The 25414-nt window shown below is 56.7% G+C and carries 25 protein-coding genes, 1 tRNA gene and 4 pseudogenes; 8 read left to right on the top strand and 22 right to left on the bottom strand.

Going from position 1 to position 25414, the window contains the following annotated elements:
- Positions 1-16: 16 nt before the first annotated feature.
- Positions 17-994, top strand: coding sequence for a c-type cytochrome (locus FSY45_RS06730; RefSeq protein ID WP_003062380.1), 978 nt, complete (start codon positions 17-19; stop codon positions 992-994).
- Positions 995-1281: 287 nt separating this feature from the next.
- Here the strand turns inward: FSY45_RS06730 and cyoE are convergent, their stop codons facing one another.
- Together cyoE and FSY45_RS06720 are read right to left on the bottom strand one after the other, a co-directional pair.
- Positions 1282-2187 (bottom strand): heme o synthase, encoded by a 906-nt coding sequence (cyoE, locus tag FSY45_RS06725; RefSeq protein WP_003062379.1) that lies wholly within the window; start codon positions 2185-2187, stop codon positions 1282-1284.
- Between the two features lie 24 nt (positions 2188-2211).
- On the bottom strand, positions 2212-3390 hold the full coding sequence (locus FSY45_RS06720) for a heme A synthase (RefSeq protein ID WP_046460256.1): 1179 nt from the start codon (positions 3388-3390) through the stop codon (positions 2212-2214).
- A 508-nt stretch (positions 3391-3898) separates the two neighbouring features.
- On the opposite strand from FSY45_RS06720, the gene FSY45_RS06710 reads away from it, so the two are divergent.
- Both FSY45_RS06710 and FSY45_RS28190 read left to right on the top strand, forming a co-directional pair.
- Positions 3899-3972, top strand: a tRNA-Gly gene (locus FSY45_RS06710).
- 234 nt (positions 3973-4206) lie between these two features.
- Positions 4207-4999 (top strand): annotated as a pseudogene (locus FSY45_RS28190) (tyrosine-type recombinase/integrase); the annotation flags it as partial.
- On the opposite strand, the pseudogene FSY45_RS06700 reads toward FSY45_RS28190, so the two are convergent.
- The 7 genes and pseudogenes from FSY45_RS06700 to speG form a co-directional block, all read right to left on the bottom strand.
- A pseudogene (locus FSY45_RS06700) lies at positions 4993-5100 on the bottom strand (TraI domain-containing protein); the annotation flags it as partial. The pseudogenes FSY45_RS28190 and FSY45_RS06700 sit on opposite strands and share 7 nt — an antisense overlap.
- 37 nt (positions 5101-5137) lie before the next feature.
- Positions 5138-6406 (bottom strand): type II toxin-antitoxin system HipA family toxin, encoded by a 1269-nt coding sequence (locus FSY45_RS06695; RefSeq protein WP_046460257.1) that lies wholly within the window; start codon positions 6404-6406, stop codon positions 5138-5140.
- The gene (locus FSY45_RS06690) at positions 6403-6942 is read right to left on the bottom strand and encodes a helix-turn-helix domain-containing protein (RefSeq protein ID WP_046460277.1); all 540 of its coding nucleotides are present in this window, start codon (positions 6940-6942) and stop codon (positions 6403-6405) included. The genes FSY45_RS06695 and FSY45_RS06690 overlap by 4 nt, the downstream gene beginning before the upstream one ends.
- A gap of 747 nt (positions 6943-7689) precedes the next feature.
- Positions 7690-9174 carry a Fic family protein gene (locus FSY45_RS06680; RefSeq protein ID WP_046460278.1) on the bottom strand — a complete coding sequence of 495 codons (1485 nt, stop codon included), beginning with the start codon at positions 9172-9174 and terminating at the stop codon, positions 7690-7692.
- Positions 9175-9414: 240 nt separating this feature from the next.
- Entirely contained in the window at positions 9415-10683 is a 1269-nt protein-coding gene (locus tag FSY45_RS06675) for a type II toxin-antitoxin system HipA family toxin (protein WP_046460258.1), read from the bottom strand.
- Positions 10680-11207 (bottom strand): helix-turn-helix transcriptional regulator, encoded by a 528-nt coding sequence (locus FSY45_RS06670; protein WP_046460259.1) that lies wholly within the window; start codon positions 11205-11207, stop codon positions 10680-10682. The genes FSY45_RS06675 and FSY45_RS06670 overlap by 4 nt, the downstream gene beginning before the upstream one ends.
- 503 nt (positions 11208-11710) lie before the next feature.
- Positions 11711-12226, bottom strand: a complete 516-nt coding sequence (gene speG, locus FSY45_RS06660; protein ID WP_034354104.1) for a spermidine N1-acetyltransferase — start codon at positions 12224-12226, stop codon at positions 11711-11713.
- A gap of 108 nt (positions 12227-12334) precedes the next feature.
- Here speG and FSY45_RS06655 point away from each other — a divergent pair, with 108 nt between their 5' ends.
- Entirely contained in the window at positions 12335-13207 is an 873-nt protein-coding gene (locus tag FSY45_RS06655; RefSeq protein ID WP_034354101.1) for a LysR family transcriptional regulator, read from the top strand.
- 53 nt (positions 13208-13260) lie between these two features.
- Positions 13261-13547: pseudogene (locus FSY45_RS28185) on the top strand (IS3 family transposase); the annotation flags it as partial.
- Between the two features lie 19 nt (positions 13548-13566).
- Here FSY45_RS28185 and FSY45_RS28180 read toward each other — a convergent pair.
- Positions 13567-14124 carry a fimbrial protein gene (locus FSY45_RS28180; protein WP_223305599.1) on the bottom strand — a complete coding sequence of 186 codons (558 nt, stop codon included), beginning with the start codon at positions 14122-14124 and terminating at the stop codon, positions 13567-13569.
- A gap of 749 nt (positions 14125-14873) precedes the next feature.
- On the opposite strand from FSY45_RS28180, the gene FSY45_RS27785 reads away from it, so the two are divergent.
- Positions 14874-15032 (top strand): hypothetical protein, encoded by a 159-nt coding sequence (locus tag FSY45_RS27785; RefSeq protein ID WP_187427538.1) that lies wholly within the window; start codon positions 14874-14876, stop codon positions 15030-15032.
- A gap of 6 nt (positions 15033-15038) precedes the next feature.
- On the opposite strand, the gene FSY45_RS06645 is transcribed toward FSY45_RS27785, so the two are convergent.
- Positions 15039-15494 (bottom strand): universal stress protein, encoded by a 456-nt coding sequence (locus tag FSY45_RS06645; RefSeq protein ID WP_148747975.1) that lies wholly within the window; start codon positions 15492-15494, stop codon positions 15039-15041.
- Positions 15495-15643: 149 nt separating this feature from the next.
- A complete protein-coding gene (locus FSY45_RS06640; protein ID WP_003062354.1) occupies positions 15644-16117 on the bottom strand; it encodes a universal stress protein in 474 nt (157 codons plus the stop codon).
- A 228-nt stretch (positions 16118-16345) separates the two neighbouring features.
- On the opposite strand from FSY45_RS06640, the gene FSY45_RS06635 reads away from it, so the two are divergent.
- Together FSY45_RS06635 and FSY45_RS06630 are read left to right on the top strand one after the other, a co-directional pair.
- A complete protein-coding gene (locus FSY45_RS06635; protein ID WP_046462357.1) occupies positions 16346-16903 on the top strand; it encodes a DUF1003 domain-containing protein in 558 nt (185 codons plus the stop codon).
- Between the two features lie 100 nt (positions 16904-17003).
- Positions 17004-17429: a hypothetical protein gene (locus FSY45_RS06630; protein WP_046462356.1), complete on the top strand. Its 426-nt coding sequence runs from the start codon at positions 17004-17006 to the stop codon at positions 17427-17429.
- Between the two features lie 59 nt (positions 17430-17488).
- Here the strand turns inward: FSY45_RS06630 and FSY45_RS06625 are convergent, their stop codons facing one another.
- From FSY45_RS06625 to FSY45_RS28175, 10 genes and pseudogenes are all read right to left on the bottom strand, one after another.
- Positions 17489-18295 carry a Rha family transcriptional regulator gene (locus FSY45_RS06625; protein ID WP_046462355.1) on the bottom strand — a complete coding sequence of 269 codons (807 nt, stop codon included), beginning with the start codon at positions 18293-18295 and terminating at the stop codon, positions 17489-17491.
- Between the two features lie 333 nt (positions 18296-18628).
- Positions 18629-19468 carry an HNH endonuclease gene (locus FSY45_RS06620; RefSeq protein WP_131667148.1) on the bottom strand — a complete coding sequence of 280 codons (840 nt, stop codon included), beginning with the start codon at positions 19466-19468 and terminating at the stop codon, positions 18629-18631.
- The gene (locus FSY45_RS06615; protein WP_080944554.1) at positions 19465-21015 is read right to left on the bottom strand and encodes an AAA family ATPase; all 1551 of its coding nucleotides are present in this window, start codon (positions 21013-21015) and stop codon (positions 19465-19467) included. The genes FSY45_RS06620 and FSY45_RS06615 overlap by 4 nt, the downstream gene beginning before the upstream one ends.
- A 75-nt stretch (positions 21016-21090) precedes the next feature.
- Positions 21091-21615, bottom strand: a complete 525-nt coding sequence (locus FSY45_RS06610; RefSeq protein ID WP_255443213.1) for a hypothetical protein — start codon at positions 21613-21615, stop codon at positions 21091-21093.
- A gap of 212 nt (positions 21616-21827) precedes the next feature.
- A complete protein-coding gene (locus tag FSY45_RS06605) occupies positions 21828-22238 on the bottom strand; it encodes a LexA family transcriptional regulator (protein WP_012838621.1) in 411 nt (136 codons plus the stop codon).
- 276 nt (positions 22239-22514) lie between these two features.
- Complete coding sequence (locus tag FSY45_RS06600; RefSeq protein ID WP_080944553.1) at positions 22515-22853, bottom strand: DUF6616 family protein; 339 nt, start codon at positions 22851-22853, stop codon at positions 22515-22517.
- Between the two features lie 10 nt (positions 22854-22863).
- On the bottom strand, positions 22864-23637 hold the full coding sequence (locus tag FSY45_RS06595) for a DNA alkylation repair protein (RefSeq protein WP_046462352.1): 774 nt from the start codon (positions 23635-23637) through the stop codon (positions 22864-22866).
- Entirely contained in the window at positions 23634-24128 is a 495-nt protein-coding gene (locus tag FSY45_RS06590; protein ID WP_046462351.1) for a MarR family winged helix-turn-helix transcriptional regulator, read from the bottom strand. The genes FSY45_RS06595 and FSY45_RS06590 overlap by 4 nt, the downstream gene beginning before the upstream one ends.
- A 321-nt stretch (positions 24129-24449) precedes the next feature.
- Positions 24450-25130 carry a hypothetical protein gene (locus tag FSY45_RS06585; protein ID WP_046462350.1) on the bottom strand — a complete coding sequence of 227 codons (681 nt, stop codon included), beginning with the start codon at positions 25128-25130 and terminating at the stop codon, positions 24450-24452.
- A gap of 152 nt (positions 25131-25282) precedes the next feature.
- Positions 25283-25414, bottom strand: a pseudogene (locus FSY45_RS28175) (IS481 family transposase); the annotation flags it as partial.

The raw sequence follows: 25414 nt of genomic DNA, 5'->3' as shown, positions 1-25414 counted from the left end.
AGTTCGGGAGTTGACAATGTCGGACAAACAACAAACTGCTTCCAAAAGCTCCAATCTCGCTGAATACGCGGTGGTGGCCTGCCTGTTCGCCGGTCTGGGCGGCGCGCTCTGGTATGGCATGAGCATCAGCAGCCCCAAGAAGGCTGAAGAACCAGCCAAGGTGGCCGCGCCTGCTGCAGACGCCAAGGCCGTGACAGTGGCAGCCAAGCCCGGTGAATTCACACCTCCCGGCGTCAGCGACTATCCGGAAGGCCCCATGGGCGAGTGGGTGCGCCGTGGCGAAGCGATCTTCACACGCACGCCGGTCAATGCCGTAGGCTTCTCGGGCAACCCGCTGAGCTGCACCAATTGCCACCTCGACGCAGGTCGTTTGAAGGGCGCAGCCCCCATGTGGGGGGCCTACCCCATGTACCCGGCCTATCGCAAGAAGACCGACCATGTGGACACCTTTGCCGAGCGCGTGCGCGGCTGCTTCATGTACTCCATGAACGGCAAGGCACCGGACGACGGTCATGACGTTCTGGTGGCACTGGAGTCCTATGCCTACTGGATGGCACAGAAGGCTCCCACGGGCGAGAAGCTGCCCGGTGCAGGTTTCAAGAAGGCGGGCAAGCCCGAAGAGACTCCCACCTATGAAGCCGGTGCCAAGGTTTATGAAGCCAAGTGCGCGCTATGCCACGCTGCAGACGGCAAGGGCCAGTTTGTCGGCGATGTGGCCGTGTTCCCGCCGCTGTGGGGCAAGGACTCCTATAACTGGGGTGCCGGCATGCATGACATCGACAAGGCGGCCAACTTCATCAAGAACAACATGCCCTACGGCAATGCAACGCTGAGCGATCAGGAAGCCTGGGATGTGGCGACCTTCATCAACAGCCAGGAGCGTGGCCAGGATCCGCGCTTCAACGGCAATCTGCAGGCCACGGCCGAAAAGCACCATGGAAAGTACTCCATGTACGGCAAGGAAGTGAACGGCAAGCTGCTCAAGGGTCTGTAAATGGACGCTTGATTAGGTCTGCCGGATGCAGGCTCAAGGCCAGCCCTGTAGCCGGGGCCGGCCTTTTTTGGTGATCGGGGTGATCAGAGTGGGTGTCCGGCCAAGCCGCCGTTGAGCCGTCGGCGGTACGTTGCGTCCTGGTCACGGAGCCCGGGGTTTGGCTGGGCTGCACAAGATCCATTCAATCCGCACTCAAACCTAGACTCGGAAAGCACGGGAAGATCACTTTCCGACAGGCGTAGAAAAGCCCGGCGAGCCGGGCTTTTGCAATGGCAGGGCTTGAAAGATCAGGCCATGAACAGGTAGTGATCCACGAGCAGGGCGAGAAACAGCAGGCTCAGGTGAAGCAGTGAAAAACGGAAGGTGCGGCGCGACAGCTCGTCCGAGTAATTGCGGTACAGGGCCACGGCATAGGCGATGAAGCCTGCACCCAGAACGACAGCCGCGAACAGATACAGCCAGCTGCTCATGCCGTACATGAAGGGCAGCAGACCGGCCGCAAACAGCACAACGGTGTAGAGCAGAATCTGCAGGCGCGTGTATTCGCTGCCATGGGTCACGGGCAGCATGGGCAGGCCGGATTGGCGGTAGTCCTCCACGCGGTACAGGGCCAGTGCCCAGAAGTGGGGCGGAGTCCAGAGGAAGATGATGAGGAACAGAATCAGCGCCTCGGGGCCGACATTGCCCGTCATGGCGGCCCAGCCCAGCACGGGTGGCATGGCGCCTGAAGCTCCGCCGATCACGATGTTCTGTGGCGTGGCGGGCTTGAGAACCACGGTGTAGATCACCGCATAGCCGACAAAGGTGGCCAGCGTCAGCCACATCGTCAGCGCATTGGTCCAGACCAGCAAGATCGTGGCGCCAATCATGCAGAGAATGGCCGAGAAGGCCAGTGCCTGCTGACTGGAGAGTTCGCCGCGCGCCGTGGGACGCCATGATGTGCGCTTCATCTTGGCATCGATATGACGCTCCACCAGGCAGTTGAAGGCCGCAGCGGCAGCCGCCACCAGCCAGATGCCGACGCAGGCGACGCCCATATGGATCCACTGATTGGCTGTGGGCCAGCCGGGTACGGCCAGCACCATGCCGATCAGGGCGCAGAACACGATGAGCTGCACCACGCGCGGCTTGGTCAGCGCGTAGAACTGGCTGATTCGCGAGGTGTTGTTCAACAAGGCTTCACTTTGACTCATGCAATCACTCTTTTGCGCTATGCCTCAGGCAGGGCGGTGCGCCATTTCAGGGTCGGGGGCGGTGACGGCATGGCTACGCGTCACGGCTAGGCTCCAGACCACAATCGTTACCAGGGCCGCAGCTCCACCGGTGTGGAGCACGGCCGCCACCAGGGGCCAGTCCAACACCACATTGGACAGACCCGTCAGAACTTGCAGCACCGCAAAAAATCCCAGCAGCCGGCGCTGCCTGGCCAGTGCAGGGGCATGACGCAATGCCCACCACAGGCTGGCCAGTGCCAGAACCACCACATAGGCTGCCAGCCTGTGGGTGTAGTGGATCGCGGTCAGCGCTTCGAAGCTGATGTGGCTGCCGTCCTTGAGCATGCCCAGCGGGCGCCAGATCTGCAGCGCTTCGGCGAAATTCATGGCCGGCCACCAACTGCCCTGACAGCCGGGGAAGCTCGTGCAGGCCAGCACGGCGTAATTGGTGCTGACCCAGCCGCCCAGGCTGACCTGGACGATGAGCAGCGCCAGACACAGCCATAGCGCGATGCGCAAGCGTCCGGCAATCGGGGCCGCAGAGCGACCGGCCTGCTGCTGGCTCAGTCCCGATGCAGGAATGGCCAGCAAGGCCAGCAAGCCGGTACCGCCCAGCAGATGCAGGGTGACGATGGCCGGAAACAGCTTCATGGTGACCGTCAAGGCGCCGAAAGCGCCCTGTATGCAGACCCATACCAGAGCCAGAGTCGGCCACCAGGGGTTGGCCGCGTCGCTGAAAGACGCGTGCTGACCCTTGCGTCTGGCGGCCCGCGCCTGCTTCCAGCTCATGACCGTCATGGCAATGATGAGCACGCCGACCGTGGTCGCCAGATAGCGGTGAATCATTTCCACCCAGGCCTTGCCATGGGTGACAGGGCCGGTCGGCATGGCGGCTTGCGCCTCGGAGATCTGGGCATGTGCTGCGATAGGGCTGGCCGTGCCATAGCAGCCAGGCCAATCAGGGCAGCCCAGGCCCGAGTCCGTCAGCCGTGTGAAGGCGCCGAACAAGACCAGATCGAAGGTCAGGAACAGCGTCAGCACGCAAAGGGCCTGCAGACGTTTGCCGGGGCCGGTGCCGCGACTGCGCCACCAGACCCAGCACAAAGGCCCCAGGGCCAGCACCAGACCGAAAGCCATCAGCTCCAGCGCAGGAGCCAGGTCATAAAGCTGCTGCTCCGTCATGCCGCAGCTCCGCGGGCCGGCTTCCATCGTCCAGCCGCCTGTGCTTCAGACAAGGCACGGTGGTCAGCGGGCAGGAAAAAATCGCAGAAGCAAAGCGGCATGATTCGGCAGGGGCGGTCAGTACTTGGCCAGTATTTACAGAAATTATTGAAGATCTTGGTCAAGCGCAAAACGAGAGCAACCTGCTTGCCCGTAGCGAGACTTGCGTGCTCCAGGACCAGGACTTTGCTCGACGCTTGGAGCAGCAGTTGAATGCAGGCTCTTTGATCCCGCACAATTTTACCCATGTGATTTGAGGCTAGGCAGTCGTGACCGGAGTGTCCCTAACAACGAGGAAGAAAGGCTGGTCCTCAAAACCCTGCTTTCGGGGAAACTCCGAGGCAAAAAATTGCCAAAATGCTCCGATTTTGAACGGAGGCTACACAGCCTTGATGTACGATAGCCCAAGCTCGCAGCCTGGAACTGTGAGTGTGTCGAAGACAGCTGCAGTCGTGGCTTCGTCGCAGACGCGGGTGTCGTTCAATGGTAGGACTCTTGCTTCCCAAGCAAATAACGTGGGTTCGATTCCCATCACCCGCTCCACTCCAGCCTTCCAGGGATTTCCACTAACGTCCGTGGAGCACTGCAAGTCATTGAAAACAAACTGTTTTTCTTCTGACTCAATCCAGTGACTCCACCGAAATCCAAGCCAAGCCAAGACTTTTTAGTCCATTATTTAGTCCATCTTTAGGACGGCGCGACTTTCGGATTGTTGCAGGGAGAGCGGATTGATCGTGATCAGCATCTGGTTCCTGACCCAGGTTCAGGAACTGGAACATGGCACTGTCCGATCTCGCCGTCCGCAAAGCCAAAGCCACCGGCAAGGCATACACCCTTTCCGATTTGGATGGACTCTCACTGGCTGTAGCCCCTGGCGGGGGCAAATCCTGGCATTTCCGCTATCAGTGGTTCGGCAGGCAAAGGCGGATGTCGCTGGGGTGCTACCCAGAGGTCTCTCTGCGAGACGCCCGGATCCTTCGGGATGAAGCCCGCGCCCTGTTGGCCAAGAGCACCAACCCTCACGCTCATCGCAAGCACAAGCGTGCCACTGCCTGACTGACCAACTTCAAGGCGGTCTTCCTAAAATGGCTCGTCCACTGGGGCCTGTCCTGCGACGAGGGGCGCCAGACCAGCCAGTCCCTGATCCCGCGCATCTTCGCCAACGACGTGCTACCCCTCCAGGGAAAGCGGTCCATCTACGAAATCAGGCGTGTGGACCTGCTTGAGGTCATCGGCAACATCGAGCGACGCAAGGCGCTTTCGGTCGCCGAGAAAGTCCGGATCTGGTTCAACCAGATGTTCCGCTATGCCCTGGTGGTCGTGCCGGCCTTGGACACAACCCCGCCTCCGATCTGGATGTGGTGGCTGTGCCGCTGCCGCCAGTCAACCGCAACCCGTTCCTGCGCATGGCCAAACTGCCGAAGTACCTGCAGCGCGTGCGCAGGTACCGTCGCCGGCTGCAAACGCATTGGGACTGCGGTTGCTGATGCTGACCGGCGTGCGCACCGGTGAGCTGCGCCAAGCCACCCCCGACCAGTTCAGCCTGGACCAGGGCCAGCGGTTCATGCCATCGACACCCTGTGACAGCAGATGCGCGCGCAGTTTGTCGGCCACAGTCTTGCTTACAAGCCACAGTGCATCTTGAGTCAGCCATGCGTTGGCCGGCCCTGCCGATTGGGCGGTGCGTGATGCCTCCATAAATGGAACGTCACCCGGCAAGCCGGAAGGCATCTGCCATTCGGTCCTGCTCCCACGCTGATAGGCCTAGGCCCTGAGCCAGGGCTCGCCATTGACCGACGATGTCTCGAAAATCCTCAATGATCTCGTTTGCCTCATGAAGGTTCAGCCGGAAGTAACCGGCAACCTCCCGAGCCAATTCAAGATCGAGAGCGTTATCCGCTTCGGTAATGTTGAGCTTGAGGCCGTCTGCATGAGAGACGGGGTTCATGTCGTAGGCTTGTGAAAGCTTCCAACCAGCGCCCGGCACCAGGATGAAGCCATGGTTGCGAAGGTGGTCGTCAGTGTTGGAGACCAGGATGTTGAAGACGATTCGCGACCATAGTTCGCGCAGATCCTCATTGGGCTGCGAGCCCTGATTCATCAGTACCTCCGCGAGCTCCAGGTAGCTCACCCCTGTCGAGGCATCGTCGCCATCGCTGTGTCCAGTCATGGTCATTGCCGAGGCAAAATGTAGCCGGCGCCCCGCATCGGTACGATCAAAGCGGCGCACCATGAAACAGTGGTAGTCGCTGGCAAACTTCCGAGCTTGCGCCGGAGCGACGTTGAGGCCGCAGCCGTTGGCCAAGGCATTGACCACCATCTCCCATCCACCGACATCGTAGGTATCCCGCGTGCTTGGGAACTTGGCGATGTAAAGATGCCCCGCATCGTCCGCAACGCTCGCCTTGGGCCTGGCACCGCCGAGCGAGCCCCCTGGCGCGATGAGCATGCGCAACCAGTCCTGGCCCTGGGCAGCGACGTTGTCGGGGTCCAGCTCAAGCGCGCGACTGGCCTGCTCCAGGGCGCGAATTTCAGTAAAAGGCGGGGCTGCGACGTTGACTCGGTCATCGAGAAAGTCTCCAGCATCCTCGAGGCGGTACCGCAGCGCGCCCACTCGATAGAGGTCATGCACCCCGAGCAGGAAATCCGATTCGTAGAGACGAGCTCCCGCAGGCACCAAGCCTGCCCGCTTGTCACGCTCGAATCTTCGCCCCATCAGGAGGCGCCCCCAACGGTCAGGGCTGGAGTCATCGAAAACCCCGAATTTTTCCCTGGGTGGGGCGGGGTACTGCGGACCGCCAAAGGGCTGAATGCTCGGGTCCAACTGCAGCCCGGCCAGGAGAGGATCGGCGAGCGCGGCATCGTCGTATTCGAACTCGAATCGCTCAGTCGCTCTGGTCCTACGGCTGTGCAAGAAGCCAAGTCGTCGGGGGCTAGGCAGTCCATCCCAGTCCGCATATACAGCGATCATGCTCATGACGGTGCGTTCCCTTTACGCTTCGGCTTCCGAAGCAAAGAGGCCAAACTGTGCGTGCTCGCGGCGTCGATGAACGCCACCGTTTCTCCTTCGACTTTCTTCCAAGTGCCTTCAGCCACCGGCTTGTCGCCATTCGTTTCCACTCTCTTCGCCTGAGTTGGAGAGGAACTGCGCGGCGCACGGGCTATCGGCTCCGGACCGCGAACGGTCTTCGAGGCAGCCCCTTGGCGGTTACGTACAACGTCATTCCTTATCAAGCGAGCGTCCTGGAGCTGTCGGCCAAGGTCATCCGCAACTGCAAGTTTCGCTAGGTCGCCGGCCAATCCAAGAACTTGCATGACAGACAGGTATGCACCAATCGTGACGCCGGATCCGCCACTCTCCAGCGAACGCAGAGTCATGGGAGACATCCCCGCGCGTTCGGCGACTTGTTTGGCTGTCAACTTTCGGCGCAGACGCGCAAGCCTGAGCCGCTCGCCGAATTCGATGAGAAGCTTGTTTGTCGCCGGCAAGAGTGGGGCTGTCTTCTTGGCCATAGCTAATATTTCATCTCTTTTAACAAAAAACAGCCAAAATAATAGCACTTTGAAGGCTGGATCCCAACATGAGGTGTTGCTGTATCACGTCCCAGCAAGGCTGTGAGTGATAATATTCCATGCTTTTGATGAAAAAAGAGACAGAATATTTACACTTTAGATCGCTAACAAAATCGGCCTCCGTTAGAGTTCTTGAGCAGATTTCTGCCTACTTTGACGTTTTGCATCAAGAGTTAACGTTTTGGGCAGGCCAAGCGAATGCTCATTAGCTCTGGGCAGTCCGCTTCCTGGAGTCCGACCGAACCACACGGAACCGTTGGGGCACTGGCCATTGCTCGGCCTCCATCGGCCGGCATCGCCATAGTGAATGACCGTGCCGTCAGAACCTCGTGTCAAGAAGCGCTTAGCCATCCTTCCCCACCATGGGCAAGCTGCTTGTGCAGTCAATACCAACAGGATGCGCAGACCTGAGAAGAATCGAAACGCGATCAAGTTGGCGACCGTGGGCGCAAAGTTGGTGTGCGCGTGGTCAATGATCTTCTCCACTTCCTCACAGTCGAACGGGTCGGGCGGTTCTCGCTCAGCAGCTTGTCGAGCACGGCCAGGTCCATAGCGGACCTGGGGGCCGACACATAGTTGTTGATGGTCTGCTCGCCCGCCAGTCGCACCAGTTCGCCGCGGTCTGAGGCAAGACTTCTTGGTGATTAAAAAAGCCCGCGTGTGCGGGCTGTTCCATTGATTGCATCCTTAATCTGGGCTTTCTTCGTTTAACGCTTCTTGAGCAATCTGTTCGGCTTCGTTCAGTAGCTCCTCTGTGCAGCCTTTGGCTATGAACATTTTTCGCTTGCTGATTGACAAAGCGCCATCGTTTTGCACGAGTAGTCTTGCGATCAGGTTCATGAGGTTGTTGTTCATGTCAATGGCTTTATTGAGCCGTGAATACACACGATCAAATCGGCCGAGGAAATGAACTTCTTCATGCAGGTCACGCTGGAGTGCCTCTTTGGCCATCTCCAGGCCAAACTGCACGCACTGTGTGGCGTCCCAGAAATGGTAGATCTCGGGTGAGCCCTCAAAGGCGCAGTCGTACTCCAGGTCTGAGACTTTGGCCACTGTCCATAGGTCGCGCGCGGGGGCAGAGAAGGACTTGAGGGCCCTCAGGTAGTGGCCTTCATGGCGTGCCATCGCTGTAGAGATGGGGAGTACCAGACCGTTGGGTAAATTGGCATTGCGGCAGGCAATTTTGTGGAACAAGAAACGCGATAGGCGACCGTTTCCGTCCATGAAGGGGTGGGCGAATACAAATCCAAAGCTGACCAGCGATCCCAGAACCAGTGGATGGATGCCGTTGTCTTTTTGGTTGGCCAGTGTGAGCAGGCCTTCCATTACGGGGAGGAGGTGCTCAGGTGCTGGCGGTACGTAGGTGATGCTGCTGTCGCGTCGCAGCCAGTTTTGCTGGTTGCGGTACTCCACTGCCTGATCCATGGCCGATTGCACGGTGAGATTTTGAAGCTCGACCAGATACTCTTCAGTGAGAAGGATCTCTTCATGAGCGCGAGCAAGAAGCTTGGCAAATGCTTCTGTGCGGTTGCCTGTAGGCGCTTCGCGCTCAATCGCGTATGAACCTTCGGTCTCGCTGAGATACGCCCAGCGCACCGCGCGCTCGACCATGTCGGGGTCCATGGATTGGATGAACTCGCGGGCCTGACCAAGGGTATCTTCGGCCAGCAGAGCCTTGATTTCAGGGGTGAGTCTGACGGTGGGGCTGTACTGTAGGGAACCTATGCCGTTGAAGTCCACGCGCCATCGGGTGTATTTGCTCGATGGGCCGGTGAGAAATAGATTGGGGTCAAATAGCGGCTTGGTCGCACCTTTGGCTGGTGGTGCATTCAAAGTTTGCTGGTTGGCTATTTCCCAGAGGAAGCAGGCTTGCTGGAGATAGCTGCTGCTGGTGGCCTGTGAAAACTGCTCCACCAGCGGTACTGGGTCGATTTTTTTGAGGGCTAGTATCGCGGCTTGCAGATCCAGCTCTTCATGCTTGAGGGCGAAGAGCAGATGCTCCAATGCACTGGCATCGGAGGCAGGAGCGGCGTGCTCAGGTACTTGCACGCAGTCAGACAGTCGCACAAATTTCTGGACAGGGTAGACTTTGGCAGGTTGTGACGGCTCGAATGCCCCTGTGCTCAGGCGCTCACGTAGATGTGCATAACCAACTTTACGGTGATGTGCCATCTGCTCCTCGAGGAAAAAAGTTATTTGGCAAATGCTAAACAAAATTTTTCCGACTTCACTGAAGAAAAAATTACTTTCTTTGTCTTTTTGAGGATTTTTCTTATCTCTGATGCCTCTGCTTAGCTGCGAAGCAATTGTTCGCGGTCTGAGCTGTCGGTCATCAAGATTCCTTGGGAATCAAGAAAGCCCGCCAAGTCTGGAACCTTGCGGGCTTTTGTTGGGGTGAGAGGTGCTTAGCTTTTACAGAAAGGCCTGTCTCTGCGATCTGAGCGCGTCGCGGTCGATGCTGGCGGCGAGCAACTCCATGTCGGACTTGCTGACCCCCAGCGCAGTAAAGTGCGCGGCCCAGCGATCGACGGCGGCGGCCACCTGCCGTATCAGTTCGACGGCGCGGGGCATTTTGATGCCGTACTCGTTGATCTGGGTGAGTGCGTTTTCCAGGCTGGATTCGGAGCCTGCGGTACCCACGACGAGTGCCTGATAGCCAAGGTTTTGCAGGCTGGGCACCACGTCATAGGCGGGCGTGAGGTCGTAGTAGCCGTCTGCCAAATTGAGGCTGATGCTGTGATTGCGCTCGTGGTCGTCGGTGTTGTCCATGAGGATGTTGAAGACCATGCGTTTGAACAGCTCCTCGCGCATGGCGGTCTGCCGGTCCGGGTGGCCCAGGCGCAGCACGATGGTGGCCAGATTGCTGTAGCTTTGCTCCAGCCCCGCAGCGCGCAGGGCGGTGTGGGCGGACTGGCAGTGCACGCGGTAGGGGCCCAGCCGGTCGAAGCGCTCGATGGTGAGAGCGTGCCGAGCCTTGCCGTAGCGTGGTGGCAGTGGCAGCACGGCGGTGTCGGCCACATACATGCCGGCCTGTGCGGCCAGCGTCATGGTGGCATGCTCGATGAGCGGGGTGTCCACGGGGTCGTCGAGCTCGCTGAACTTGATGACGCAGGGGCCGTTATCCGTCTGCAGCAATGCCTTGGGCCGCGCGCCGCCGAGGGTGACGCCGGGCTGGATGAGGCGCTGTATCTCTGCGGTGATCGGGGCCTGGGTCTGCACGTCTTCTACCGCGGCGGCGAGCTGGGCCAGATCCTTCAACTGCGGATACGGCCCGAGGTAGCGGGGAATGTACTGCTCTGCCGAGGTCGACACGCCCAGCGCGCCAAAGCGGTCGTCACCCGCGAAGAGCAGCATTTCCAGAATGGACAGGCGGGCAGGCCGGTCGATGTGACGAATGATGCGCTCGCCCCAGCGGTCGGGGCGGGCGTCGTCGATTGCGCCGGGGGCCGTGTTCCTCTCGCCCGTGCTGAAGATCTGCCCTTGGACGATGGGCATGTCCTCGCTGAGCGCAAAGTTCCACCAGTCCTGTGTGTAGGTAAAAGTGGCGCAGTCTGCCACCAGCTGCGAGAGGCTGAGCTCGCCCACCAGTGTGGGCGCCGCAGGGTTGACCATGGCCCACACATAAAGCTGGTCTTGCGGCGCGTAGGTGCGTGGCGAGACGGCGTTGATGGGCAGGCTCATAGCTTTTGAGGCGTTGATTTGTTCATGAGAGCGGCTAGTCCTGCTGCTGCAGCTGTCTTTTTGTCGCCCTGAGCTTGCATCTCTTGCTCTAAAGCGTACTTGGCCATCTGCTCAACCAGTCCAGCCAAGCCTTTCGTTTCTGAAGTCGATGGCTGAGGCGATGCAGCTTTCGTTGCCGCCGTGGACGGCTTGTTCTTTTTGGGAGCGCTGCTCTTGCGCCTGCTGCCAATCTTCGCGACCTCCTTCTCCAGCGCCGCATGGTCGTTCTGCGGCGCAATCAGGTCGGCCAGGCCGCCGGCCTGATTGATCAGCCACATGCACATCACATACGAGGCCATGGCGACGGACGGGTCGCCGCGCTCTATGCGCGCCATGGTGGGCTGCGATATGCCCAGCTTCTTGGCCCACTGCGCCTGCGACTCGCCGCGCCGTTTACGGGCGATGACGATGTTCTGCGCAAGCTGCTCGATCTGCTGGAGTACGGCTTGCGGGTAGTCTGCGGGCGATGTGTTCTGGCGTGGCATGCATAGATATTAGTGTTTTGGCTAAAACATGTAAATCTATGAATTATTTTTGTCTCTAAAGCATTGCTTGCATGCGACAGCAGGCGACTTCATTGTTGTCTGCGTGCTTGTTTGATACATAGATATATTTAAATATATATTTTTGATTCATCTATGAATAATTTTGTGCTTTCTATATATGAATTTGTGAGCACATTGCGCTTTCTCTAACTGCATTTGAAAGCAGTTTGCTGCCGATAGCTTTGCTGGGCTGGCGGTGGCTGCTTTGCTTTTCATAGCGCGTGGCAGGCGGCTGCGCTGGCGGTCGAGGTGCTGCAGCTCATGCAGCACGGTGTCTATCGGATGCATCGGCAGGAGATACTCAAGCCCAGGTGGCCCGGCGCGGCAAAGCCATGGTCAAGCCATTGCCAGCGACGTTGGCATGTGCCGCAAGACGCCAGTACTACTGGCGCAATGAACTTCTGGCGCAATGAACTACTGAGCCCAGAGGCTCTTTCAATGATTCATTCCTTGTTGAGGTAACTTTTCTGCAGCAAATACATGCGCAACACGCTTCGATATTGGCCGTTGGCAAAGAATTCATCGACCAGTTCACCTTCCGGCTGAAAGCCAAGCTTCGTATAGACATGGATAGCCTTGGCATTCTCCTTGTCCACATGCAAAAAGATCTTGTGCAGATTGAGAACCTTGAAGCCATAGTCAAGCGCCAGACGAGTAGCACGAGTGGCAATCCCCTTACCCTGCTGATCAGGGGCAACAATGATCTGGAACTCCGCTCGGCGGTGTACCAGGTCGATTTCCACCAACTCAACCAACCCCCCACGGGCTCCTTCATGCTCGACTACAAAGCGACGTTCAGTTTGGTCGTGAACGTGTGAGTCGTAGAGGCTGGTCAGTTCATCAAAGGTCGCATAAGGCTCTTCAAACCAGTACCGCATGATGCTGGCGTTGTTATCCAGGTGGTGCACAAAGCGCAAATCGTCGCGCTCCAATGGTCTTAGCTGAATGGATGTCGTCATGGATTCTTTCGTTCAATGATTGGAGAGGCCGCTTGAAGCGACCATGTTGCCAATGATCAATCAATTTTTTGTTTGAGAAAAGTTCAGATCAATCAGTAAAATTGATTTATGGAATGGACACTAGAACGTTTGAGCCAATTCGTCGCCGTGGCGGACTGTGGCTCGATGACCCAGGCCGCTCGGCGCCAGGGCCGAACTCAATCTTCAGTGAGCATGGCCATGGGACTGCTGGAGGCGGATCTCGGGCTGGAGTTGTTTCATCGTGTAGGCCGGTCGGTGCGACTCACGCAGGCTGGCGAAGTCATCTTGCTGGAGGCACGGGCCCTGCTCAATCAGGCCCAGGCGCTAGACCTGCGCGCGCGCAAGCTGTCACATGGCCAGACAGCCAAGCTTTGCGTGGCTATCGACGAAGCTTTGCCCTATCCGCCGATTGCCAGACTGCTGCAGGAGCTGGCGCACCAGTTCCCGGCTTTGGAGTTGACCCTGCTCAATGGCACGGCGGCCGAAGTCGCACGCCAGGTGCAATCAGGTCGAGCTGAGCTTGCCTTTCAGTTTGACCGGGGCCCGGCAGGCGCTCAGTTTGCTCAAACTTATGTGGCTGGCGTACCTCAGATGGTGTTCGTATCGCGCGACCACGAGCTGGCCAAGTGCAATGGAATCAAGCGCGAGGACCTGGCCTCTCACCGGCAGTTGGTGATGCACATCGAGGGTGTTGAAGACCTCGTGATCAGTCCGAGCATCTGGCGCTCGGAGAGCTTCTACGTGCTTGCCGACATGCTGGCCGACGGCATAGGCTGGGGAATTCTGCCGCGCAATATCGCCCAAGCACCCGATATTGAGCCCCGCATCGTGGCACTGGACTGCGCGGAACTGCAGCTTCCGCCGTTAGCCGTGCGTATGCTCAATTTGCAGGGTGCAGAGCTGGGCGCTACGGCCTTGTGGATCGAGCAACGGCTGGCAACGCTGCTGCGTTCGAGTTAGCAAGGAGGCCTCAGCACCTGGGAAGATGAAGCCATGAAGAGGTCGAGGGCGCGGTGAGGCTGGTGCAGGAGCCACATGGGGGAGGGCCCATCACTGTGGGCAAGCATCGAATCCGTCGCTTCCAGTATTGACTGCGTGTCGCAGACCTTGAACGAATGGGTCAAGCGTGCCGAGGTCGATGCCGGCGTACACGAAGGCACCACGACCGGCGAACTTCGGCGCAGGAAGGAACCGGAGCGCGGGTCAAGGAACTGCGCCGGCCCAGCGAGATATTGAAGCTGGTCAGCGCGTTTTTCGCCCAGGTGGAGCTCGGCCGCCGGCTCAAGCCCTGAAGGACTTCAAATCTTGGAGCCGGTAGCCTACAAGTAGCTCATGATGAATATCAGCTCTGAATTTGCTGTTCCAGGCTTGTATCTAGGCTCGTTTGTTAATCGGTAATAGTTCGCCTTCAGCGGTATCTGAAAACTACCACCTTGGCGGGAGTCGTAGCCTGTAAATTTATGGGGAGTATCCAATGCAAGAGGTACGTCATTGCCGTCTCTGATTTGAAGCCCGACTCCAATGGCATCTGATCCATTATTAAGCCCGACGATTCCCTGACTGGCGTCAATGACCTTTGTCAACGCAACAAACGTGTAGTTGACTTTGCCAATTCCAGGCGGACATCGGTTTAGATTCAGGCTGAAGGAGACCGGTATGGTACGGGTGCCTGGTCCACCAAAATCAGATGAAATATAGTCATCCCCCATGGCAACGTTCACGTCCGGACTCTCGCAGGAGCCCGCGATAAAGTTTATGGGTCGAGCCAGTCTATACGTGACGAGGATATCGGGTCCAATCTTTAGGGTTCCTATATCGCCTGCTTTAATCTGGCCGCTAGGCTCAAATGCCGAAGTCTTGAGAAGTTCCAGTGTCATGTTGCCGACCAGCATCCATTGGCCAGCTGATTGCTCTATTATCGGAGGAGGTATGATGTCATCGTTTCGCCCCTTTATTCGAAACGACAGTCCAGGTGTGCCGGTAGGAAAGTAAAACGAATCTACTGGATTAGGTCCTCGCGCAGGAGCGGCGTGAATCCCAAACGAAGTTCCGGTGTAGCAGGTGAAGCGGATGTCCCTAGAGAGTGGCTTAATGTCAGTAAAGACCAAAGTCTCATCCGAGATATCACGAGGCACCATGATTTCCCCCGGGCCATCGAAGGTCAACGTTTGGGAGCCCCCAGTCACATCACACCGCGCCTTCGCCTGAGACGAGATTCCCATCAAGGCCACCACCAACCAACAGAACGTTATTCGCCCCCCCATTTGGCATTTGGCATTTGGCATTTGGCATTTTTTTACCAAGACCTTTTCGTGCGCCTTCCTGCCCGGCGTCTGCACGATGGCGCTCCGTTTGAATGCCCGCACAAGTGCCCAACTCGTACTGCAACATGGCTTGGGAGTGGTGCCAGCCCTTGCTGCTTCAAGCGCGGGCGTGGTTGGAGTGCTGGTCAGCCTGGTCGAACGCCGAGATGCCCAGGTCAATGCCTTGATAGGGCAGGTGTAGGTGGACAGGCAACTGCTGGCGACCCACTGACCAAGCCCGCAGAAAAGGTGAAAGCCCCAGGCGTTCAGACCGACTGAGGCTTTCGTTCCCAACCCTTGAAAGCCCAAGGATCGGAGCGCTGATGATGCTTTCCAAAGTGACCGTCACCACACCATTGAATGCCGCCGCCGCCGCCGCAGACCGCCATGTCCGCCGCATTGCCGTGGCCTATGTGCTGGCCGGATCGGGCATCACTGCCGCAGGCTTGGGCGGCTTGATCGCCTCCATTCGCGGGTTGTGAGTAGCTTTACTCTTTGACCACAGGCCTATGCACCAGCACCGGAATGCCGCTGTTCACCAGCACGCGCTGGGTCTCGCTGCCCAGCAAAATGCCGGCAAGGCCCTTGCGACCGTGGGACGCCATGCAGATCAGGTCGCAGTGGCTGTCCTTGGCCTGTTGGATGATGGCCTGGTGCACCGAGGCGTTCATGACTCGCGCAGTCTTGCAATACACCCCCTCGGCCCTGGCAATGTCCTGCACCTCCTGCAGCACCCTGTCGGCCGTTCTCTCGGCGTCCTTGTTCAGGTCGCTGGTGTTGTAGGTCATCATCGCCTCGCCGCTGTACATCAAGGCGGCATAGTCCGGCATCACATACAGCACCGTCACCTGGGAGTCTTGCTCCTTGGCCAGCTGCATGCCCGCGCGCAGCGCGGCTTCGGAGAGTTTCGAGCCGTCCGTAGGAATCAGAATGTGCATGAACATTTTCAGCCTCCTTGCGCGCCAGCGCCTGTGGGGTTGCCACGCAATCCGAACGATTGCCAAACCCATACTCACACTCCGGGGCAGCTGATGCAACACCCAGAAGTAGGTATTCAAGCGGTTTTTTTGATGGGCAAGAAAAGGCCTGAAATTCAGTGGGAATCGGCTCGGACCTCTTTGACCACAGGCCTATGCACCAGCACCGGAATGCCGCTGTTCACCAGCACGCGCTGGGTCTCGCTGCCCAGCAAAATGCCGGCAAGGCCCTTGCGACCGTGGGACGCCATGCAGATCAGGTCGCAGTGGCTGTCCTTGGCCTGTTGGATGATGGCCTGGTGCACCGAAAAGTTCATCGTCCGCTCCAACTTGCAATCCACTCCCTCGGCCTTGGCAATGTCCTGCACCGCCTTTAGCACTGTGTCGGCCGTTAGTTCGGCGTCCCGGCGCATCTCGCTGGGGTTGTAGGCCACCATCCCCTCGCCGCTATACATCAAGGCCGAATAGTCCGGCATCACATAAAGCACCGTCACCTCGGAGCCTTGCTCCTTGGCCAGCTGCAGGCCCGCGCGCAGCGCGGCTTCGGAGAGTTTCGAGCCGTCTGTCGGAATCAGAATGTGCTTGAACATTTTCAGCCTCCTTGGGCATCAGCGGTAGCTACGCAATCCGAACGATTGCCTACCCATACTCACACTCGAAGGCAGCCGTTGCAACACCTGGCGTCAATATTCAAGCATTCCCCCGCTTGTGCTTGTTGCCGCATGACGGTGGCGGCGGCGCGACAGGGCGCAAGGCAAGCGCCAGGCTTGGGTAGCATGCTGGCAATGTCCTCATCTTTCGGATGACAAGGAAGTCCCATGCTCAATACGGATACCGTTGCGAAGAGGCTGTTTGGTGCCTCCGCAGATACCTTGGATGCCAGAGCGCTCAAGGTCGCCCAGCACATTGCCCGGCGCAAGCACATTTCACGCAATGTGGACCAGGAGCTAGATCAGACACCGCCCACCTTCGGCCAGCGCGCAGCCGATGCCGTCGCCACCTTTGGCGGCTCCTGGGCCTTTGTGGCGCTGTTTTGCGCAACCATGCTGGTCTGGGTGGGCCTCAACGCCTTTCTGCTTTGGGCGCGCGGCTCCACGTTCGACCCGTATCCCTACATTCTGCTGAACCTGTTCCTGTCCATGCTGGCGGCCATACAGGCGCCCATCATTCTCATGTCGCAGAACCGCCAGGCAGACAAGGACCGCATTCGCGGCGAGCACGACTACGAAGTCAACCTCAAGGCCGAGCTGGAAATCATGCTGCTGCACCAAAAAATCGACGAGCTGCAGAAAACGCAGTGGAGCGAGCTCATCACCATCCAGAGCGAACAGCTCCAGCTGCTGCGCCGGTTGGCGGAAGGGCATCGGCCCGTCTAGCCACGCAGGCATTGTGGGAGGTGCTCTCGCATCCACTGTGCAGATCGCCGTCAGTGGCTAGGGCAGTAGTACGATTCGCCAATAGCAACTTGGAGAGGGTATGGGCAAATCGACGTATCGCGCATTGGTGATTGCTTCGCTGGGCATCCCATTATTCGGAATGCTGGTGGAATATGGCTTCGATCTGGTGCCTCATGAGCTAACCGATCTTTCCCAGAGCCTTTTGATGCAGTCAGAGGTCGGCCCCACGGACTGGATCTTCTTGCTGGCGCTTTCGGTGCTCGTGGTGCTCGGCCTCATTTCCTTTTACGGGCTGCTGTGGTTCAGAGCATGGGCGCCTCGGTTTACCCTGTGGTCTTCTGTTGCGACTGCAGTCGTCGCATGTTTCAGCCCGCCGATTGTGCTGTCCGGCCTGGGGAACGCGACATCGGGCTTGGGCTTTGCTCTGTTTGGCGCTGTGCTTGCATTGCCGTACTACTCTCCCGAAGTGCGAGAGATGTTCTGGCCCTCCAAGCCAGAGGCCTGAACAAAAGCCCCTGCCCAGGGGCTTTTTGTATGGCAAAGCGCTTCGGGCTGCAGAGCAGACTATCGGAACGTCATACGCAGCAGGCCTTCATCGGGTGCAGGGAGCTGCTTGGCTGACAGGGCCTGTGCAGACGCGGGGCGCTGGCCGGGGGAATTACCGGGGTAGATCGGCAGCGTCACCTGCTTTTCGCGGTGCTGGGCGCGCTGGGTCAGCCGCTGCGTGCAGGCCGTTGCCAGTGTGGCCAGCTGCGCATCGGTCGCGGCCATGATCTCGCCGTCGGCAATGCGCTGCGGCAGGCTGTTGAAGGACACCACCATCTGGTCGGTCGCAATCGGCTGGGCATGGGGCAGGGTAGGGCGGCCCTGGCTGTCGTAGTTCAGGTTCAGCAAATAGCGGCTGTGCTGCCATTCATCGGTGTCGCCCTGCATCACGGCATTGAACACCGTGCGGTGCACCTGCGCCGCGGCCTCTGCGGCCAGAGAGAAGGCCAGCTCCATACGCGGCGTGTTGGCAGGCTGGTGCAGCTCGGCCTCCATGCGGTTGAATGCGTCGATATAGGCAACCTTCCAGCGTTGTGCCTCTTTGCCGGTAAAGCCCATGGCCAGCAGCGTGAAGCCGTCGCGAGTGATTCGGTAAGCCGGAAGCGTGCGTCCTGTTGAGTCAGTGAAATCGCTCAACGCAAAATTGCGTTCAGTGAATTCGGCAGGGGCGTCGAGTCTTTTGATGGCGCGAATCACATCAGCGTGGCGTTTGCCAAAGTGCTCTGCGATCTGAAGACTGGTGGTGGTGACGGTTCCGTGTTCGACGGAAAGCTCGGGACGAGCGGGGAGGGAGGTTACGGGCGAACCAATGTTGATGCCAGCCATGATGAGGCTCCTTGGTGACGAGTGTGGAACTCATCGCCTTCCCGACCAAGAGAAGGTGATGGACCGTGCAGGGTTGGTCGACCGGACCAAGGAGCCGGCACACCCTCGCGGGTGTCCCCACACGGCCCACCGTAAAGCGGAGCCATGCGCGCGCAGGCATGCTCATAAAAGCAAATAAGCCGCAGACCATGTTGATGGCGCGGCTGCTGCGCCTTGGTTACCGGGCGACCAAGCCCAGATCACGCTTAACGGGCGTGATAGCTTGAATTCTAGCCGCTTTACTGATTGCTTGTAGAAAAATCGCAATCTTTATTTATGCATTATCTTGGGATTTTACGAAAAAGCATTTCCATTAACAAACCAGTCAGATTCAGATAATCCTAAGTACAAGGCGGGTTGCCATGAATGTGGATCGGCTTGGTACCTGGAAATTGCTTGCCGAACTAAATATGACCGAAGACCTTCAGATCCAAAAATTAGGAACTCTTCCCTGGTATACCTAATTATTTGAGCTAGCTCTGATGCAGCCTTGGTAGAATATAGTTCTTGTAAATTAAAAGTTGTGAAATGTGATTCTAAACGTTTCTTTAAGTCGGGATCCCAATGATCTGGAGGTTTCGCTTCGAAAATCACCCCTGTTGGAGAATCCTCAATAATTTCGGCTGTTATCCAAGGTTCATCTGTTGGTATGGTGTCAAAGTATGGATGTAATGTTTGATCTGTTTTTCTTTCAGAAATTCTAGATAGTTTTATTTTGTTGCAGTCAGAGCATGAAGGTATTAAGTTGCTTGGGGTTACAATGAATTCTGCAAAAACAGATTGTGGAAGATAGTGATCTAAGGTACTTGTTACTCTTGAATTGCATAAGGGGCAAGTACTAGTCTTTGATTTGATTTCATTGTAAATTTTTCTGCATGGATGACCAAGCTTCGAAAATTTATTCTTATAGATCCACTTCATTTCGTCTCGGGTAACAGTATTGACTACCGAGTCGGTAGCTGCGAGAGTGAAGAGGAGTGAATTCCCCGCAAGTGCTTTGTAGTTCTTCTCTGAAGTAGATAAATGCTGTTCTGTAGCTATTAATCGATGAACAAGATCTTGATTTTCTATGTTTCCCGTGCATAGGCGAACAGCTTCTGTGACAGTTCTATTCGGGATAGGTAATGAAATCATTCGGTATCCTTTTTTTTCTTGTCGCGAATAGCAATCAAGCTTCTGGCAATTAGTTGGGCTTCGCTGCCTAACTGATTTTCGAAGCGTTGTAGTAGAGTCTCAAATGATGTATCAGATTTAATATTCTTTTTAATAAGTGAATGAAATCCTGCATTAGTCACTTCTAAACCAAATATTTCCCTAGTAAGAACTCCAACTGATTCACCGAAGGTTTCGAGACTTGGCTGAGAAATCTCACTAAAAGATCCAGATCTATTTAAGATGGAAACACATGAAGTAGGGACTTCTTGCAGTACAACTGGCGAGTGAGTCGCAACAATGGCAACACCGTTTCTCTCTATTAGTAGATTACTGACTGCTCTGATGAATGCTGACAGCAAAGGTGGATGAAGATGGCCCTCAGGCTCGTCAAGAATTACAAGTGTTTTCTCATCTACTAGCTCAACCAGTCGGGTAATTGATAAAAGCACTATTGCATGGCCAGAGCTTAGTTTTTTAAAAAGCCAGATGGCATGCTCTTTCCAATCTTCACTTTGATCCGCTAACTCAAGTATGTTCGCCTCTTCAAACATAGGGTCAGAGTAAAGCATGTTAACCGCAGAACGCCAGCGTTGTGCTCGCAATTCGGTTTTGCATGCCTCAAAGCTTTTGACAAAGCTGTTCGCTAGAATCTCTTTGAGTGATTTTGCGTTCTCAATACTTAACAATGGAAGGTCTGCTAACCCAACGAATGTGCCTCTTATCTGATTACTATTCTTTGTAGCAGGAAAGGAGAAAGCATCGAATGCACTAAATGATACGTGAACCAATCCTGAAAAAGACCATTCATTTGAGTTGTGCCCAAGCTTTTCTAACCTTCCCTTCCTTATATCTTCTGAGTCTGGTAGGTCCAGAACTGTTGCGGTTAAGCTTTGAATGCAGCGAGATTTTCCAACCCCATTTCTTCCTATTAGGACGTGAACATTCGATGGAGGGATGGACTCTGGTACTACCTTGAATTTTATGACTGGTTGGGATTCTTCGCTCTGTCCGGGTAAATGGAAATTAAATTGATACTTTGTTAATATGGCATTGCCATTTGCAAGTCTGTTAAATCTATTTTTGATATTCTCTTCTGTTACGTACCTCAATAGTGAGGTCTCCATTACCGGCTCTTTTTTGTATTTTTCAAAAATTTTCAGATTGAATGCGCAATCCTGTAATGCCATTAGTACTGTTTTTTTTGTTTTTACGGGAAGCAAATTTAGAGTTGCGTAATAGTCATCCCCTTGACCTACGGAAAAAAAATTGTCGTCGAGAGTCGCGAATTCTTCAGGTAAGTCGGGCGACCTTTTCGCTGGATCCTTACCCGGTTTGTCGGCACCAATAAGATCCTTTTGGCCTATTTTTAATTCCCCAGGGATGTGGCACTTGCCATTTTCATCAAAAATATAGAGCTCATATCTTGTATCAAATTCAAACCAGTCATCCCATGGGTTTCGAACCAAGTAGGAGAAAGAAAATGCTTTTTTTGGTAATTGTGAAGAAGAGATTATTTTAAATAGCATTTGATGCTCTATATGAATGGTGGTGATTAAATATTATTTAAATAAATAATGCTGAATATTTTGTAGTATCACGTTTTAGCATCGCAACCGATACTGCTCATCTCTCGCGACCTTGCGCTCTCTACGCACCCAGTCCAAGTCGTAATACTGACTACCTGTCCGCCCCATGCTATCCAGCGCTTTGACGCGTTCTTCCAGTGCATCACAGACCTGTTTTTTGCCGGGTTCGGCAGGCTGGGCAGGGCGGGTCTGATAGACAACCGCAGGGGCTGCGGTATTGCGCTGGGTTTTGCGCCATTGGGCTTCGGCTTGGGCTACTTTTTGATCCCAGGGCAGGCCGGAGGGCACGGTTTCCGTGCGTTCGAGAAAAGCGTTGTGCTGGCCGCATTGCGCGCTGCTCCAGAAAAGCCCGCCGCCATGGCCTTTGCACAGATAAACGGTGCTGCCCGAGTGGCCGCTGTGCAGGGTGGTGGTTTTGTCTTCCACCACTTTGCCGCCTTTGCATGCTTCTTGAGAATAGGAATTGCCGCAGCGATAAATAGGCTGCGCTATGGCTTGATTCATAGCGGTGGCTGGCAGCAAAAATGCTGCGGCAGTCAAGGCAGGCAGAAAATGCATGCGGAGCATTATCTGTAAAAATTAGTTACTGGCGCATTAACCCCGGCCCGCAGTGCGATGTTGGGTCACTGTAATAAATCAAAGAAAAAGGCAATGTAGAGAACTACATTGCCTTTCTTCGTTAGCAGGTGCTTTTTTTGGGGCGCTAATCAGATTTCAGCGGCAGCCTGTGTTGTGCTGGCGCGCGCATGTATTCACCTTGCAAAGCGCTTGATGCAGCTGGTGACGACACCCCAGATTTCCAGCGTCTGTCCTTCTGGCGGCACGATGTCGGGGTAGGTGGGGGCGCCTGCCCTGAGCTTGCAAGTGTCGCCATCGCTGTCCAGCGCTCTGATGACGAGCTCGCGCTCGACAACTGCCACGACGATGCTCCCATCACGAGCGCGCAACTCCCTGTCCACCACGACGATATCGCCGTCATCGATGCCGTGTTCCTGCATGGACGGGCCGGCCACGCGCAGCAGGAACGTGGCCTTGGGGTGCGTGACCAGCAGGTCAGTAATATCCAGTCGCTTGCCAGCGAAGTCATTGGCGGGCGAGCCTGCACGTGCGCTGCGATCAGCCAGCGGCAAAGTAACCGGGGACGCGATCAGTTGGACGGGCATACCGCTCATAAGACGATGACTGTGCATATGTACAGTGTAGCGGTTGATGCGACTCCGGTGTCATGAATCCACGTTGATGTCGCATGCTTTCCACTCGATCTTGCACCCGGTTCTGTGCGGAGCCGGGGGGCCATGTTGAGTTGCATATGCTGTGCCGAAAGCTGGCCGGCCCGCAGTGGTGACTGTGGCGGGCGGCCATTAGCGGGCATTAGCGGGCTGGAAAATGACTAGCCGCATGCATTGCAGATGCATAACGGCATTACCGGAATTACTGTGCTACGCAGCGGCTAGAGCAGCCAAGTGAATATCCGCAGCCCCTGCAGTGCTGGCTGCATTCACATGGTCAAAATAATCGTACCAGCCGCTGGCTTTGATGCCCGCCAGCAGAGCGTCACGAGCGTTTTGATCAGGAAAGCGCCAAATACCAAGGAATGTATGCGCGGTTCCTTGGTCAATGTTGGAGTCCGTTTCTGCCAGAGAGAGAACTTCGACACCGAGGCTGGAGAGTTGATTCAATGCGAGTCCGATGCCGCCAAGAAAGTGTTGCCTTTGTTCGGCAGGCAGCGCGAGCCAAGCCGAATTGGGGGTGTAGAGCTCTACAAGGTAATGAGACATGGTTCCACTTTCACTTGAGATTGCGCAGTGCGCGTTGACATATACGTTGTGTGGCGGCGGCTTGGGTGCTTTGAAGCCATTGGGCACAGATGTCACGCACCCAGTTTGGCTGGTCCTTGGCGGCATCATTGAGCCAATTGGCGACCGAGTCCTGCACATAGACCGAAGGGTCGCTCTTCAGAGCTGAGAGCAAAGGCAGTGCCTGCTCGGGCGAGCGTTTGAGCTGCGAGATATGCGTGCTCCACACACCGCGGGGACGCAAGACCTCGCACGCGAATCGTCGGACACGCTCGGAAGGATCTTGTGTCCATGGCATCAGCTGAGCGATAGCCGCAGCCAGGTCTTGCACCAGGTGCAGCCGCATCGCCATCCAAGCCCATTCGCGCACACCAAAATGGGCATCGTCTGCCAGCGGGTGCATTGCGGCCAGCCGTGCACCGAGATCCAGGTTAGGCTGAGCACCGATCATGAAACACGCCCAGCCTCGTGCCATATCGGCGCGGTGCGTTTGGCATTGTGCGATGCCCTCAGTACCCAAGACCTCCAGCAAGACTGCGCCGATACGGGCCATGCGTTTGAGCACACCCAGTTGGCAGGCTTCATCGATCGTGCTCAGTGCTTGAGCCGTAAGTGCCGGAAAGAGTGTTCGTGCCAGTACGGCCTGGTCGACTGCCAGGCACTCAGCCAGCGTCGCACATTGCAACTCCCCGCGCGATAGCGCATGAAGAACGTCCCGAGGAATGTCAGCGGTGCGCGTCGCACCCTTGCGGACTTGATCACTCATGATTCAACGTCCGATTCAGGGCCTCGTACTTTCTCCAGCAACGCTGCCAACTGCTTTCGCTCATCTACAGACAGGTTGCCAAACAAGCCTGCAATCCACCGACCATGCTGGTCGATAACGGTACCGGCTAGTTGTTTTCCTTTTGAGGTCAGCCGAATGCAAAGAGCACGGCGGTCTTCGGCGTTGGCGTGACGTTCAATCAGACCTTCGCGCTCCAGTCCGTCTAAGAGGCCGGTCACCGTGGCGCGTGTCACGCCAGCCTGTTCGGCCAGCGCGTTGGGTGCGAGTCCGTCAGGCGCCACATCGAGAAGGAACAACAGCACAAAGCGCCCCTCAGACAAACCATGAGGGGCCAGCAAGGCAGCGCAGTCGCGGTCGATGTTTGCAGCCATCGACAGCACTTGAAAGCACAGCTGGATGCCATCCACATCGGGAAGTTTGCGTCGTTGTGCCTCTTCAATTAGCGCCTGGTACTTCTGTTCAAGCTTCATTAGTTAGCCAAAATATAATATGGTGGCTAATTATATGGGCAACATCACTTCATGAATAGTGGACCGAGCACCACCTCATCAGATGCCGGCTTGTCGATTGCAGACCTTGGCCTAGCTGAGCGCCGATTCAATGACCAAGCAGAGTAGGGTGGCGGTGAGCACTGAATCGTCAGGGGCGCTCAGGGACGGCGCTTGCTTGCGATCAAGTTGGGCAGCGATGTCGGTGTGCCGGGAGCGTGGTGATCTTCATGGTCTTGTTCAAGCAGGGCAAGCGAGCCCTGCTTGCACTTGGGCGGGCCGAGGCCCGCGCTTTCATCCCGCTCAGTTGGTCGCGAAGCAGTACATCAGCCCGGCACTGCCGCTCTGCTGCAACTGCTCGACGCTGCAGCCGCGCGTGCCGTGCGATGAGTTCCACGAGGCATTGGCCACAGGGTCGGGGTTGGTGCCCTTGTGGTCGTGGTGGCCCACGATGGCAGAGCCGCCGTCGCTCTTGGTCCAGTTGCCGCAGGTGGTGTCTTTGCCGGGCTCGGGCACGGCCAGGGTGCCGTCAGGGCGCGAGCCGGTCAGGATGTCGTGGCGGTTGACCTCATCGCCAAAGCCCGAGACGACTTCGCCCTTCTCGGTCAGCGAGGTTTCCTTGCCAACCTTGGCATTGGCACTGTGGAGGTCGGCCACGCTGGTGGCAATGACCACGCCCTTGGCGTTGCGCCACGGGCCGTTGCCGATGCGGTCGCGCGCATTGACGGCCGGTTGTCCGTTCAGCGCTGCATTGCTCAGGTAGGCGCGCCAGGTCTTGTTGCCTGCGCCCACGCTTGCGGCCAGCGACTGGCAGTAGCGGTCGGCCCCGGCCAGCCCGCCCAGGTCGCCGCCCTTGCCGGGGTTGGTGCTGGTGATGAAGAAGCTCATGGGGTTGCCGCCCGACGACCCCATGGCGCCGCAACCAACAATCAGTGCGGCAGCCGCAAGGGCGGTGCTGGCAGAAAGAACCAAACGACGGGACATGGCAGGCTCCTGAGCAATAGTGGAGCCCGCAGGCTAACGCAACGTGGTGTCAGCGGCAATATGGGCGGGGTTGCGAGTTGAATTCATCGCCATGATCGTTGTTTGGATAAACAGTGCAGCTTTTGCATGTTCGTTCGCTATCATTGCCATTGCTAGATGTCGGGTCCCGGATGATTACGCACGTTCTTGACGAATAAATCAGGAGCTTTCATCTTCCATTTTTTGAGTGCTTGGACTGGGGCTTCATGCCCCAGTGCCTTTTGTGGCAAGTGGTGGTTGTACAG

The organism is Comamonas sp. Z1 (assembly GCF_008121555.1).
Classification (GTDB): Bacteria; Pseudomonadota; Gammaproteobacteria; order Burkholderiales; family Burkholderiaceae_C; genus Comamonas; species Comamonas thiooxydans.
This window is presented reverse-complemented; position numbering and strand designations above follow the sequence as displayed.